The sequence below is a fragment of the Actinoplanes couchii genome, assembly GCF_016862075.1.
GTDB classification, from domain to species: domain Bacteria; phylum Actinomycetota; class Actinomycetes; order Mycobacteriales; family Micromonosporaceae; genus Actinoplanes; species Actinoplanes couchii.
The window spans coordinates 83,555-97,216 of sequence record NZ_BOMG01000004.1; the positions used below are offsets into that span (position 1 = coordinate 83,555).

Consider the following 13,662-nt stretch of genomic DNA (forward strand, 5'->3'; position numbering starts at 1 on the left):
TCAACTCCCGTTGGGTTTGTTGTAACGTCCGGTGGTCGCGTGCCATCGGCGGCTGCCGCCCACCCAGGCCCAGGTGTCGGCGAGGAACCGCCGCAGGTTCGGGGAACCGACGGCGCTGAGCCGGGTGGCCAGCTCGACGTAGGTGTGCATCAGCTCGTTGTGGATCTCGACGGTGCGGGCGACGGCCTGCTCGTGGGTGAGGCCCTCCTCGCGGGCCAGCACCCGGGGCAGGTTGTGGTCGTTGTCCGATTCGGACGGCCCGGAGTGCAGGTCGTTGACGAGCACCGCCGCGTTCCCGGCGGTGGTGAAGGCGCGCCGCACCTCCGGGTGGTAGAACTCGTGCGCCGGCAGTTCGTACCCGGCCAGCACGTCGACCAGGATCATCGGCGGCAGGTAACTGTTGAGGTGCCGTTGCACCAGGTACTCCCAGACCGGGGGAGTGCGCCGGTTGACGTGCCAGTCCGCCTCCTGCGTCCACGCCAGGAAGAGGACCGCCATCTGGTGCTGGAACCGCCCCAGCTGAGCGGTGGTGGCGTAGCGGGACAGGTGCTCGACCGCGGTACGGAACGCCTCGGAGATCGGCTGCAGCCGGTGGTAGTCGGCCATGTCGGCGGCGTACCGCGGGACCAGCTGGGCCGGGTCGATGGTGTGCAGCAGCCGGGCCAGCCGGGAGCCGACCACCCGCGGATCGGCGCCGAGTTCGATCTCGTCGACGTAGTAGTCGTCGGTGGCCCACTCGGCGACCAGGCATTTCGTGGCCATCAGCAGCCGGTCCGGGTCGTTGCAGGCCGGGTGGGCGAGCATCATGTAGCGGCCGAACCCGTACGACCGCAGCTTGTCCAGTCTCCCCTCATAAATCCCAACATGTCGTGCCCAATCGATCAGCTGTTCGTCGACCAGGTCACCGAGACCGGGGTCATCACGGATCGCGTCCGGGCAGAAGAGTTGATCATCGGGGGGAGAGGGCGCGAAGGCCCGCAACGCCGACATCCCCAGCCCGGGGGCCAGATCGGTCAAATGCCGAGGCGGCGCGAACCGGACATCAGTCAGCACCGACATCAGTGTGACAACTCGACGTGGTCGAGGATCCCGAGCGCGTCCGGAACCAGCACCGCCGCCGAGTAGTACGCGCTGACCAGGTACGACATGATCGCCTGCTCGCTGATCCCCATGAACCGCACGTTCAGCCCCGGCTGGTACTCGTCCGGGATCCCGGTCTGGTGCAGCCCGATCACACCCTGGTTCGACTCCCCGATCCGCATCGCCATGATCGACGTGGTGTGCGTGTGGCTGATCGGGATCTTGCCGGACGGCAGGATCGGCACACCCCGCCAGGACGGCACGGAGCGGCCGTCCATGTCGACGGTCGGCGGGTAGATGCCCCGCTTGGTGCACTCCCGCCCGAACGCGGCGATGGCCTGCGGGTGTGCCATGAAGAACTCGGTGTTGCGCCGCATGCTGAGCAGCTCGTCGAAGTCGTCGGGGGTGGGCGGCCCGCCCCGGGTGTGGATGCGCTGCCGCAGGTCGGCGTTGTGCAGCAGCCCGAACTCGCGGTTGTTGATGAGTTCGTACTCCTGGCGTTCGCGCAGCGCCTCGATGGTCAGCCGGAGCTGCTGTTCCATCTGGTTCATCGGCTCGTTGTAGAGGTCGGCGACCCTGGTGTGGATGCGAAGAACTGTTTGCGCAACCGACAATTCGTACTCGCGCGGGGCGACCTCGTAGTCGACGTACGTGCCGGGCAGGGTCGGTTCGCCCCGGTGCCCGGCGGTGACCGCGATCGCGGCCTCACCGTGCTTGTTCTGCGGTTTACGGCTCTTGTCACGGAACCTGTCGACGTGCCGGCGCAGGTCCTCGCTGTGGCTGATCACCTCGGCGAACGCGGCGCGGGGCATCTCCAGCATGGTCACCGCGGTCATCGCCTTGGCGGTGTAGTCCCAGATGGTGTCGTCCTCGACCAGCACCCGTTCGCCGAACATCTCCCCGTCGGCGAGCACCCCGATGCTGACCGGGTCGCCGTACGCGCCGACGCCGATCTTGTCGACCTTGCCGTGCGCGATCAGGTACAGGTTGTCGGCCACCGAACCGAACTCGACGATGACCTGGCCCTGCTCGTACTCCCGCTGGACGAACCGGCCGGCGATGCCGCGCAGCAGGTCCTCGTCCTCGAGCCCGGCGAGGACCGCGATCTCCCGCAGTTCGGCCGGGACGACGTGCACCGACGCGCCGGTGTTGGTGAAGGTGAGCCGGCCGTCGCCGACCCGGTACGTCATCCGCCGGTTCACCCGGTAGGTACCGCCGCCGACCTGGACCCAGGGCAGCTTGCGCAGCAGCCAGCGGGACGAGATCTCCTGCATCTGCGGGACGGATTTGGTGGTGTGCGCGAGGTTGCGGGCGGCGGCAGTGCTCAGGCTCTGCCGCTGCTGATGGTCTTGTTGTTCTCGCGTTTCGACGGGTTTAACAGAACTAGTCACGTTTCATCCTCAATGTCGACTCTCTTCAGCCCGTTTTATCCCAGCTCAATCCTTGTTTCCCGGTTTTTGCAGATAACCGAAATTCGCGACCTAAGCTCCGAGGGCATGGAAGTCCTCCTCGCCGCCCCGCGCTCCTACTGCGCCGGAGTCGAACGCGCCGTCGGCATGGTCGAACGCGCCCTGCGCCTGCACGGATCCCCGGTCTACGTGCGCCGCCAGATCGTCCACAACGCCCACGTCGTCGCCGGTCTCGAAGCCCGCGGCGTGATCTTCGTCGACGAACTGGACGCGGTGCCGGACGGCGCGGTCGTGGTCTTCTCCGCGCACGGGGTCGCGCCCGCGGTCCGGGCCGAGGCCGCCCGGCGGGACCTGGACGTCATCGACGCCACGTGTCCGCTGGTGGCCAAGGTGCACGCGGAGGCGCGCCGGTTCGCGGCCCGCGGGGACACCGTCCTGTTGATCGGCCACGAGGGGCACGACGAGGTGGAGGGGACGCTGGGGCAGGTCCCCGGCGTTCAACTGATCTCCGAGATCTCCGAGATTCCGGACCTACGGGTTCCGGATCCGCGCCGCGTCTCCTATCTCACCCAGACGACGCTGGCCGCCGACGAGACGACGGCCGTGGTCACTGCGTTGCGGGCGAAATTTCCTGATCTATCCGGCCCGGACACCTCGGACATCTGTTACGCCACCACCAACCGCCAGGAAGCGGTGTCCGCCATCGCCCCCGCATGCGACCTGGTACTGGTCGTAGGCTCGGCCAACTCCTCCAACTCGGTCCGCCTGGTCGAGGTGGCCCGCCGCCACGGCACCCCGGCCCACCTGATCGAGGACGCCGGCGAGATCGACCCCGGCTGGCTCGACGGCGTCCACACGATCGGCCTGACCGCCGGCGCCTCCGCCCCACCCCACCTGGTCGACGAGGTCATCACCGCCCTGAACCCGGCCCGGGTCACCGAACACCGCGTCACCGACGAGAACATCACCTTCGTCCTGCCAGGGAAACCGGGAAAATCAGAAAACCTCCGAAGATCCCTTTCTGGTACGCCTACCGAAACGGTCCCGTAGCGCACCGCGAGGCAGGCGGACCACCGGACCGACCCGCGACCGCCGGGCCGGACGCGGTGGAGACGTCCGAGCTAAACTGCACGACGACCCCGGATCACCGGCCCGGGATGGATGTCGCAGAGGGGCCGGTGACCTCGCGAGACCGAGGAGGGAGTGGCGGCGCGATCCCTGCTGGCCAAGCAGACCGCCACCCTGGACCGGATGTCCGGTGGCCGCTTCGTGTTCGGCGTCGGCATCGGCGGGCGCGCCGACGACCACCGGGCGGCCGGGGTGCCGGTGTCGCAGCGGGGCCGGATCCTCGACGCCCAACTGGGTGACCTGCGCCGGATCTGGGCCGGTCAGGCGTACCGGCAGAGTCTGATCGGCCCCGCACCGGCGACCGTGGGCGGACCGCGGGTCCTGATCGGCGGGTTCGCGCCCGCCGCGCTCAGCCGGGTCGCCCGGTTCGCCGACGGATTCCTCTGCGCCGCGCCGCTCACCTGGGCCGGCCGTCTGGTCGGCACCGTCCGCGACCAGTGGGCGGAAGCCGGCCGCCCAGGCCGTCCTCGGCTGGTCTGCCAGATCAACGTGGCCATCGGCCCGGCGAGCGTGATCGACCGGGCCCGGCAGGCGATCGGTTCCTACTACGCCTTTGTCGATCGCCCGGACCACCGTCCGGGACCGATCACCGATCCGGTCCGGCTGGCCGAGACGGTGGCCGCCTACCGGGAGTTCGGCGCCGACGAGCTGATGCTCTACTGCTGGGCCGACGACCCGCACCAGGTCGAGGCCCTGGCCCCGCTGCTGACCGCCGGACCAGCGATCAGTCCAGGAACGCCGTGACCAGGTCGCGGAAGAAGTCCGGCTGCTCGGTCCACGGGCGGTGCCCGGACTCGGTCATGACCTCCAGCCGGGCGTGCGGGTGGGCGGCGGCCACGACCCGGGCCGGCGCGGTGCCGATCAGGCCGTCCGAGGCCCCGGCCAGCACCAGCACCGGACCCGGGACCGGTCCCGGGGTGGCGACACCGGCGTAGAACGCGTCCCGGTACCACGGATGCCGGTTGGCGTGCCCGCGCACGTACTCCCGGTTCCGTTGCGGGGTCCACCGGTGCCAGTGGAACGGCACACCCAGCGCCGCCGCGAGGGGGCCCCGGGCGGCGGCCGCCCGCGGGTACCACGGTTCGCCGGACCGCCCGGCCCGGATCGCGGCGACCTCGGCCGGGTCGACGTCCCGGCCGGCCCGCCCGATCGGGGTGACCAGGATCAGCCGGCGCACCCGGCCGGGATGCCGGATCGCGTACTCCTGCGCGGTCAGCGTCCCGGCCGAGTGCGCCAGCAGGTCCACCGCGTCCAGCCCGAGGTGCCGTCGCAGGGTCTCCACGTCGGCGGCCTGGGCGGTGAACGACACGGCCGCCGGATCACCCGGTGTCTCGGAACGGCCACCGCCGCGGGCATCCAGCCGGATCAGCCGCCGGGTCGCCGGCAGCCCGCCGAGATCACCCAGGTACCGCACGTCCATGCCGGGCCCGCCGGGCAGCACCAGCAGCGGCGGGCCGTCCCCGGTCTCGTCGTAGTGCGGGCGCGGTCCATCGCCGGCGGGCAGGTACGGCATCCGAAGATCCTGTCACGGTGATTGGATTCGCCGCGGCCGGGCAATCTTGGAAGGGTGAACTGGCTCGAATTCGCTCTGACCCGTGTCGGCGAGCCGTGCTCCCTCCGGCTGGAGGCGCCCGGCCGGCGACCGATCCCGATCGGCCCGTGTGTCGTCGCCCGCCACGACGGGGGCACGACGATCCTGTGCCCGCCGGACACGATCGCCCCACCCGGTTCCCGGGTCACCCTGCCGGACGGGGCGACGGCCGAGGTGGTCGCGTCGCTGCACCTGGCCGCGCACGGCACCCGCCTGCCCGCCCACCAGCAACTGGACGTCGTGGTCGCCACCAGCAGCCGTCCCTGCCGGGCCACCGGCAGATCGGTGTGAGCCCGGACTCAAGATCGGTGGCCGGGCTCCGATAGGTCCGCTGTGCGGCCCGGTTCACTCTTCACGGGGATGACACGCCGCGAACGGGCGGCGTGGTGGACGCTCGGCGTCCTGCTCGCCGTCGAGACGGTCGTCTGCCTCCTGGTCGATCTGGGCCGGCCGGTCCGGGACACGGTGCCCGCCGGGTTGCTGCAGAGCGTCTGTTACCTGCTGCCCGGGCTGCTGGCCACGGCCGGTGCCCGGCGGTCGCCCCGCCCGGTGCGGCTGGCCTGGAGTTTGCTCGCGTTCGGCCTGACCACCTACGGGGCCGGCAACCTGTACTGGTATCTGTTCGTCCGGCAGCTGCGTCCCGAGCCGATGACCACCCCGGCCGACGTGATGTGGCTGCTGTTCTATCCGGCGTGCGGGATCGCCCTGATCATGCTGCTGCGGTTCCGGTTGCCGGCGGTCAGCGTCCCGGCCCTGCTGGACGGGGTGATCGCCGGGTCGGCGGTGGCGGCGCTGGTGTCGATCCCGGTGCTGGCGGCGGTCGAGCCGGCCCCGCACAGCACCCTGTTCGGGGTGGTCGTCAACGCGGCCTATCCGCTCGGCGACATCGCGCTGGCCGGGTGCCTGCTCGGCGCATGGGCACTGTGCGGCTGGCGCGCCGACCGGGTGACCGGCCTGCTGCTCGGCGGGATGGGCCTGTTCGCCGGCCTGGACACCGTCAGCATGCTGATGATCTGGCAGGGCGTCGGCCCGGTGCCGGCGCTCCTGGACCCGCTGTGGATCACCGGCCTGTCGATGCTGGCGCTGGCCACCGCCCAGCGGGCCGGCCGGACCTGGGCGGGCCGGCCCAGTCTGTGGCTGAGCACCGCGGTGCCGGTGGTGCTGGCGATGCTCTGCCTGGCCGTGCTGATGTGGGCGGCGCTCACCCCGCACGACGTGGCCGGGCTGACCAGCTGGCTGGCGTTCGCGGCGGTGACCGCGGCGATCGTCCGGATGATGGCCAGTGTGCGGACCGCGGAGGCGCTCGGCACGGCCCGCCGGCAGGCCCGGACCGACGAGCTGACCGGGCTGGCGAACCGGCGGTTCTTCGTCGAGAAGCTGGAGACCGAACTGGCCGGTGGTTGCGTCCGGCTGGCCGTCGCGTACCTGGACCTGGACCGTTTCAAGGAGGTCAACGACAGTTTCGGGCACGACGTCGGGGACAGCCTGCTGCGGCTGGTCGGCGCCCGGCTGCGCAAGTCCCTGGACGGCGACGTGCTGCTGGCCCGGCTCGGCGGTGACGAGTTCGGCCTGGTGATGCCGGGTAGCGGCCGGGCGGAGGCGGCCGGGATCGTGGACGGTGTGCTGCGGAACCTGCGGGAGCCGTTCGTGCTGCCGGAGGTGGACCTGCACGTGGACGCCAGCATCGGCATCGCGGTGCACCCGGACGACGGTTCGGACCGGTCCACCCTGCTGCGCCGCGCCGACGTGGCGATGTACGCGGCGAAGAGCGGGCACGGCGCCGGCCCGGTCTTCGCCACCGGCCTGGACGACCACGCCAAGGCCCGGCTCACCATGCTCGAGGAGTTGCGGGCCGGCCTGGACCGGGGCGAGCTGGTGCTGCACTACCAGCCGAAGGTGACGGTCGACGACGAGCAGCGGGTGGACGGGGTGGAGGCGCTGGTGCGCTGGCAGCACCCGGTCCGCGGGCTGGTCTACCCGGACGCGTTCCTCTACACCGCGGAGAGCGCCGACCTGATGGGCCGGATCACCGAGACGGTGCTGGAGATCGCGTGCCGGCAGAGCCGCCGCTGGCGCGACCAGGGGCTGACGATGCCGGTGGCGGTCAACCTGTCGGTGTCGAACCTGCGGGATCCGGACTTCCCGGAGCAGGTGTCGGCGCTGCTGCTGCGGTTCGGGCTGCCGCCCGGGGCGATCGAGCTGGAGGTGACCGAGAGTGTGCTGATGACCGACGCCGACACCGCGCTGATCCAGCTGGGCCGGTTGCGGGACATGGGCCTGCGGATCGCCGTGGACGACTACGGCACCGGCTACTCCAGCCTCAGCTATCTGCGGGTGCTGCCGGCCGACGAGCTGAAACTGGACCGGAGTTTCGTGCTGCGCTGCGGCACCGACCCGCGCAGCGCCGCGATCGTGCAGAGCACCGTCGGGCTCGCCCACTCCCTCGGCATGCGGATGGTCGCCGAGGGAGTGGAGGACATGGAGACCTTCGAGCAGCTCCGCGGTTTCGGCTGCGACCTGGCCCAGGGCTACGTGATCGCCCGCCCGGCCGGAGTCGAGGCCGTCACCGCCTGGCTGTCAGAACGCGCCGGTGTACAGCAGCCGGTTCGGTGACCCGCTGCCCGGGCTGGTGACGACGCCGGTGGTCGCGTTGCCCACGATCGCGGCGTGCACCTGGGCCGGGGTGTCCGACGGGTGGTTCGCCAGGTAGAGGGCGGCGGCTCCGGCCACGTGCGGAGCGGCCATCGACGTACCGCTGATGGTGTTGGTGGCCGTGTCGTTCGTGGCCCAGGCCGAGGTGATGCTGATGCCGGGCGCGAACACGTCCACGCAGGCGCCCCGGTTGGCCCAGGACTGTTTGGCGTCGCTGCTGTTGGTGGCGGACACGGTGATCGCGGTGGCCACCCGGGCCGGCGACTGGGTGCAGGCGTCCAGCGCGAACAGGCCGAGGAATCCGTTGCCGGCCGCGATCGAGTACGTCACCCCGGACGCGATCGACGCGCTGACCGCGTTGTCCAGCACGGTGTCGGCGCTGCCACCGAGGCTCATGTTCGCCACCGCGGGTTTGACGGCGTTCGCGGTCACCCATTCGATCCCGGCCGCCACCTGCGCGGTGGTGCCGCTGCCCTCGCAGTCCAGCACCCGCACACCGACCAGCTGAACACCTTTGGCCACGCCGTACGCGGTGCCGCCGACCGTGCCCGCCACGTGCGTGCCGTGGCCGTGGCAGTCGTCCGCCGCGCCACCGTCGACGGCGTCGAACCCGCTGCTCGCCCGGGTGCCGAAGTCGGTGTGGGTGGTGCGGATCCCGGTGTCGATGACGTAGGCGTGCACGTTGCTCGCCGTGGTGCCGTAGTTGTAGGCCGCATTCACCGGCAGGTTGCGCTGGTCGATCCGGTCCAGTCCCCAGGACGGCGGGTTGGTCTGGGTCGCCGAGATCCGGTGGATCACGTTGGGCTGCACGAACGCGACGTCCGCGTCGGCGGCGATCTGCCGCGCCTGCCGCGCGGTCAGGGTCGCGGCGAAACCGTTGAAGGCTTTGCGGTACGACCGGAGCACTGTCGCGTCGTGCTCGGCGGCGACGGTGGTGCTGAGCTTGCCCGGCTTGAGCACGACGATGTAGCTGTCCGGAACCACTTCGGCCCCGGGCACCGCGCGGACCGCGGCTTCGGCGGGCGCGGCCTGCGCCCCGGCGCTGATCCCGAAGGTGGACAGGACGACGGCGGCCGTTGCGGCGGCACCTCGGCGGACGACTGAACGCATAGAACCCTCCCGGCATAGGGTGGTCACGCCATCACGTCAGGTGAAGCTAGCAGGTCCATTGACTCCTGTGAATGCGCTGTGGTGTGCCGCGGCCCGGGTCGTCAGATCGCGCATGCCGCCGCGTCAGGGTCGCCGGTGCGCAGGTGCACCCGGCCGAGCATCGACAGCGCGTACGCCCGGCTCCGTCCCCCGGCCCGGGCCAGCGCCCGGTCCAGCAGCTCACGTGCCCGGCCGAAGTCGGCGCGGTCACTGGCCACCGAGCCCAGGTAGGTGAGGATCCGGGCCGCCGCCGGGCCGTCCGGGTCCACGAGTGGATCAGCGCCGGCGGATCTCGGTCAGTCCCCAGCGCAGCTCTCGGTCAGTCCCCAGCGCAGCGCCCGCATCGGATCGTCGGCCTCCGGGTAGAGCAGCCCGGCCAGCCGGGCCCGGGACGGCGGCCGCTCGGCCAGCAGCAGGCAGGCCAGCAGCGCCCAGCTCTTGCGGCTGCGCACCTGATAGGGCCGGTTGGTCGCGGGCGGGCCGAGCAGCCGCACGGAGAGTGCCATGCCGCCCGGCCCTCCCGGCTTCTCAGCCCTCGGCGCTGATCGGGTAGATCTCGTCGGCGACCAGCCCGTGCGCCTTGCGGTGCACGGCGGCGGCCGCGTCCGCGTCCGGCGCCTCGACCAGGCAGAAGATCTTCCCGGCCTCCTCGTCCACCCAGTACCGCAGATAGTTCACCCCGAACTCGCCCTGCGCCGCCAGGTCCTTCTCGTGGGCCGCCGCGACGTCGGCCGCCGCGACCCCGCCCTCGATGTGGTGAACGTCCATGAATGTGCCCATCACCGTTCCTCTCGTCGGGTCCGTCGTGGACCATCCGATCGCGCCGGCGTTCGACAACTCGTTTGACGCCCGCGGCCGGGCTCGACACCATCGACCACAGTGAACATGTGAGCGGGGGGACAGGGTGATGACCGGGGCACAGCGGTCACCGGCCCGGCTGCCAGGTGAAGAAGGTGCCGGCGACCGAGGCGGTGGTGCCGGGTTCGATCGTCGCCGACCTGCGCCCGGCGGTCGATCCGTCGGGGGAGTAGGTGATCCGCAGCCGGACGACGGACGAGCCGACCCCGGCCCGGGTCGCGACGATCTCCCCGGCGCCGGGCACGCCGGTGTCGGCGGTGAGCGGCATGCTCCGGCCGGCCAGCGGCAGCTCGTGCGCGGAGTTCCCGGCCCGCTCGATCAGCACCGAGCCGGTCAGCGCCGGGGTCAGCCGCCGCTGCCGCCACCGCAGGGCCGGCAGCAGCAGGGCGGCCAGCAGGAGCAGCGCCCCGAGCCACCGCCAGAGACTGCCCCGCTCGGCGGACAGCTCCCGCTCACCCGGGGTGCCGGCCAGGGTGAAGGCCGGGGTGAGCCCGAGATCCCCGGTCAGCACCGGCGCCCACGGCGAGGACACGATCCCGGTCAGGCGCAGGGTGACCAGGTCGTCGACGGATTTGAACGGCGCCGTGGACACCGGCCCGGCGTTCCAGTCCAGTCGCACCGGCACGGTGACGTCCCGGTTCGGCGGCAGCTCGATCACCCCGGCCGGCACACTCACCGCCACGTCGGCGTTGTCGCTGGTCACCGCCAGGTTCTCCAGGATCAGCGGGACGTGCGGCATCGGCGACTCCAGGCGTACGACCGCAATGCTCCTTCCCTCGCCGCTCGCGGTGACCGGCCAGGAGACCGCGACCGGCAGGGTGATCTCCTCCGCCAGCAGACTGCGGGCCTTGGCCTGGCGCGCCGCGTCCTTGGGCCGGGTCAGCTGCGCGGTCAGCTTGTCGACCGAGGCCGGGGCCAGCACCCGGGCCGCGGGGAAGACCTTCTTCAGCAGGCCGGCGCCGGTCGATCCGGAGAGCGGCACGGCGTACGCCTCCAGCGAGATCTTGTCCAGTGCCGCGGCCCGGCCGGCCAGCACGTTCCAGTTGTGCCCCTGGGTCAGTGGGTAGGCGCTGCGCGGCCCCGGCTCGTGCTGCCCGTCGGTCAGCAGCACCACGGTGGCCAGCGGCGGCGCCCCGGGCCGGCTGAGCGCGGTGACCGCCACCTCGAGGGCCGCGCCGATGTCGGTGCCCTGCCCGGTCGCGTCCTTCGGGAGCCCGGCGGCCAGCTCTGCGGGTTCCCGGCCGACCTTGCGGGTGGTGGCCTTCGCGGTGCCGTCGAACGGGATCAGGGTGACGAAGTCCTCCGGGGCGAGCGCGGCGAACCAGCCGGTCAAACTCTTGCGCAGCGACGTGTACCGGGCGCCTCGCATGGATCCGGACACGTCGACCAGCACCACGTGATCGGCCGGCACCGAGTCGATGCCCAGGGTCGCGTAGACCTGCTCGAGCGACGGCGGTGGCCCCGGTTCCGCCCGGGCCGGGACGGGCCCGGTGAGGACGGCCAGCAACAGGGCCACGACGGCCGATCCGATCCGCGGCGCGCGAATGATTCTCACGTCGAGTACTGACGGACAGAACCTGTCCGTCAGTTACCGGTACCAGTCTGAAGTGGAGGCGTGCGTGGAGGACGAGCTGTTGGCCGAGTTGGCCGCGTTACGGGCCCAGATCGGCCGTGACCACGACCGGGCCGCCGCCCGCGAGCAGATCATCGACCGGTTGCACGAGGACAACCAGGCGCTGCGCTCCGGGGAACGCCGTCTGCTGCTGCAGCCGCTGCTGACCGATCTGCGGCGACTGCGGCACGAGCTGCTGCGCACCGCGGCCGGGCTGCCCGGCGAGTTCTCCGGGCAGCGGGCCGCCGAGCTGCTCCGGTCGTACGCCGACGATCTCGAACTCACCCTGGAACGTGGCGGCGTCACCGTGGTCAGCCCGGCCCCCGGCGACCCGCTCGACCCGTCGGAGCACCGGGCCTCCGGCGCGGTACCCACCGGCGACCCCGGACTGCACGGCACCGTCGCCCGGGTGCTGCTGGACGGATACCGCGATCACGAGTCCGGGCGGGTGGTGACCCCGGCCGAGGTGCTGGTGCACCACCTCGCCGCGGCAGAGGAACAGGAGGTGGAAGCCAGTGTCTGACGAGATGACCTTCCTCGGCATCGATCTCGGCACCACGTACTCGGTGGTGACCTACATCGACGAGACCGGGCGCCCGTCGGTGATCCGCAACGTCATCACCAACACCGAGACCACACCCTCGGTGGTCTACTTCGAGGAGGAGTCCGGCGAGGTCATCGTCGGGGAGGCGGCCCGCAACGTGGCCCGGGTCTACCCGCACCGGGTCGTCGAGCGGGTCAAGCGCAGCATGGGCAGCGAGGTCCAGTGGGACTTCGACGGCCACAGCCACAGCGCCGAGGCGATCTCCGCGCTGATCCTCAAACGCCTCGCCGAGGACGCCCGCGACTACATCGGCCGGGAGGTGAAGCAGGTCGTCATCACCGTCCCGGCGTATTTCGGGATGCTGGAGCGCGACGCCACCCGCAACGCCGGCCGGATCGCCGGGCTGGACGTGATCGGCATCGTCCCGGAGCCGGTCGCCGCCGCCCTGCAGTACGAGATGCACCGCGGTGACCAGCCGCGCACGGTGCTCGTCTACGACCTCGGCGGCGGCACCTTCGACACCACCGTCATCCGGATCTCCGCCGACCTGATCGAGGTGCTGTGCACCGACGGCGACCAGGAGCTGGGCGGCGTCGACTGGGACCGGCGGCTGGCCGACCACCTGCTCACCGAGTTCATCGCGCGGGCCGAGCCGGACGGCGACCCGGCCGGTGACGAGCAGTTCCTCAGCGAGCTGCAGCAGACCGCCGAGGAACTGAAACGGCACCTCAGCCAGGCCACCACCCGGAAGGTGCCGATCCGGTTCGGCGGCTCGGTCGCCAACGTCGAGGTCAGCCGGGAGACGTTCGAGGACATCACCCGCGACTACCTGGACCGGACCATCGAGTACACCGAGCGCACCCTGGGCAAACTGGCCGCCAAGCTGACGATCGACGACCCGGCCGCGGCGATCGACGAGGTGCTGCTGGTCGGCGGGTCCAGCAAGATGCCCGCGGTCCGGGCCCGGCTGACCGCGCGCTGGCCCGGCTGGCAGCCGAAACTGCACGACCCCGACCTGGCGGTCGCCAAGGGCGCGGCGCGGTACGCGTTCAGCCGCTCGCTGTGGGACTGGGAGCGGTCCGGGGCCGCCGCGCCGACGCCGGAGGAGCAGAACGCCCGGATCACCCACCTGGCCCAGCGGTCCGGGGTGGACGAGGACGCGCTGCGCGAGATGGCCGCCAAGAAGATCGTCAACGTGCTGCCCAAGTCGTTCGGGGTGATGCTGACCGACCCCACCGTGACGCCGTACCGGCACTACGTCGAGCACCTGGTGCACGCCGACGAGGCGCTGCCCAGCGGCGAACGGGTGCTGAACGCCCGCACCATCGAGGACGGCCAGACCTCCGTCTCGATCGAGATCTACGAGCAGGCCGGCGCCACCGAGAGCCCCGACCTGGACGCCAACAAGGCGGTCGACCACGGCTCCGGCGAGATCGGCGGCCTGCCCCCGCTGAAGGCCGGCTCCCCGGTCGACATCACCATGGTCGTCGACGACGAGGGCCTGCTGCGGCTGCACGCGGTCGAACCCAGCACCGGCAAGGAGCTGGACATCGAGGTGCGGGTCAGCATCCTCAGCGAGGCCCAGGTGAACGAGGCCAAGGAGGTCGTCGCGGGCATCACGGTGAGGTCCTGACCGCGG

At 71.4% G+C, this 13,662-nt stretch carries 14 protein-coding genes; 6 read left to right on the top strand and 8 right to left on the bottom strand.

The genetic code is table 11. The features are described from left to right. On the bottom strand, positions 1-1,059 hold the full coding sequence (locus tag Aco03nite_RS00910; RefSeq protein ID WP_203792585.1) for a family 2 encapsulin nanocompartment cargo protein terpene cyclase: 1,059 nt from the start codon (positions 1,057-1,059) through the stop codon (positions 1-3). Continuing rightward, complete coding sequence (locus tag Aco03nite_RS00915) at positions 1,059-2,471, bottom strand: family 2B encapsulin nanocompartment shell protein (RefSeq protein ID WP_239144820.1); 1,413 nt, start codon at positions 2,469-2,471, stop codon at positions 1,059-1,061. Before Aco03nite_RS00915 ends, Aco03nite_RS00910 begins: the two co-directional genes overlap by 1 nt. Positions 2,472-2,576: 105 nt before the next feature. Between Aco03nite_RS00915 and ispH the strand changes: the two genes are divergently transcribed. After that, a complete protein-coding gene (gene ispH, locus Aco03nite_RS00920; protein ID WP_203792593.1) occupies positions 2,577-3,539 on the top strand; it encodes a 4-hydroxy-3-methylbut-2-enyl diphosphate reductase in 963 nt (320 codons plus the stop codon). A gap of 153 nt (positions 3,540-3,692) precedes the next feature. Further along, positions 3,693-4,361, top strand: coding sequence for an LLM class flavin-dependent oxidoreductase (locus Aco03nite_RS00925; protein WP_239144821.1), 669 nt, complete (start codon positions 3,693-3,695; stop codon positions 4,359-4,361). Here Aco03nite_RS00925 and Aco03nite_RS00930 read toward each other — a convergent pair. After that, positions 4,342-5,130: an alpha/beta fold hydrolase gene (locus tag Aco03nite_RS00930; protein ID WP_203792594.1), complete on the bottom strand. Its 789-nt coding sequence runs from the start codon at positions 5,128-5,130 to the stop codon at positions 4,342-4,344. The genes Aco03nite_RS00925 and Aco03nite_RS00930 overlap by 20 nt on opposite strands. 54 nt (positions 5,131-5,184) lie before the next feature. Here Aco03nite_RS00930 and Aco03nite_RS00935 point away from each other — a divergent pair, with 54 nt between their 5' ends. Next, positions 5,185-5,499 (top strand): hypothetical protein, encoded by a 315-nt coding sequence (locus Aco03nite_RS00935; protein ID WP_203792595.1) that lies wholly within the window; start codon positions 5,185-5,187, stop codon positions 5,497-5,499. 69 nt (positions 5,500-5,568) lie between these two features. Then, complete coding sequence (locus Aco03nite_RS00940) at positions 5,569-7,821, top strand: putative bifunctional diguanylate cyclase/phosphodiesterase (RefSeq protein WP_203792596.1); 2,253 nt, start codon at positions 5,569-5,571, stop codon at positions 7,819-7,821. On the opposite strand, the gene Aco03nite_RS00945 is transcribed toward Aco03nite_RS00940, so the two are convergent. The 5 genes from Aco03nite_RS00945 to Aco03nite_RS00965 form a co-directional block, all read right to left on the bottom strand. Continuing rightward, entirely contained in the window at positions 7,786-8,970 is a 1,185-nt protein-coding gene (locus Aco03nite_RS00945) for a S8 family peptidase (protein ID WP_203792597.1), read from the bottom strand. The genes Aco03nite_RS00940 and Aco03nite_RS00945 overlap by 36 nt on opposite strands. A gap of 101 nt (positions 8,971-9,071) precedes the next feature. Continuing rightward, positions 9,072-9,278: a tetratricopeptide repeat protein gene (locus Aco03nite_RS00950; protein WP_203792599.1), complete on the bottom strand. Its 207-nt coding sequence runs from the start codon at positions 9,276-9,278 to the stop codon at positions 9,072-9,074. 27 nt (positions 9,279-9,305) lie between these two features. Then, complete coding sequence (locus tag Aco03nite_RS00955; protein ID WP_203792601.1) at positions 9,306-9,515, bottom strand: hypothetical protein; 210 nt, start codon at positions 9,513-9,515, stop codon at positions 9,306-9,308. Between the two features lie 22 nt (positions 9,516-9,537). Continuing rightward, positions 9,538-9,789: a nickel-binding protein gene (locus Aco03nite_RS00960; protein ID WP_203792603.1), complete on the bottom strand. Its 252-nt coding sequence runs from the start codon at positions 9,787-9,789 to the stop codon at positions 9,538-9,540. 145 nt (positions 9,790-9,934) lie between these two features. Continuing rightward, entirely contained in the window at positions 9,935-11,422 is a 1,488-nt protein-coding gene (locus Aco03nite_RS00965; protein WP_203792605.1) for a vWA domain-containing protein, read from the bottom strand. Positions 11,423-11,486: 64 nt separating this feature from the next. Between Aco03nite_RS00965 and grpE the strand changes: the two genes are divergently transcribed. Both grpE and Aco03nite_RS00975 read left to right on the top strand, forming a co-directional pair. After that, the gene (gene grpE / locus Aco03nite_RS00970) at positions 11,487-12,002 is read left to right on the top strand and encodes a nucleotide exchange factor GrpE (RefSeq protein ID WP_203792607.1); all 516 of its coding nucleotides are present in this window, start codon (positions 11,487-11,489) and stop codon (positions 12,000-12,002) included. Next, positions 11,995-13,656: an Hsp70 family protein gene (locus Aco03nite_RS00975; protein WP_203792609.1), complete on the top strand. Its 1,662-nt coding sequence runs from the start codon at positions 11,995-11,997 to the stop codon at positions 13,654-13,656. The genes grpE and Aco03nite_RS00975 overlap by 8 nt, the downstream gene beginning before the upstream one ends. The last annotated feature ends 6 nt before the right edge of the window (positions 13,657-13,662 follow it).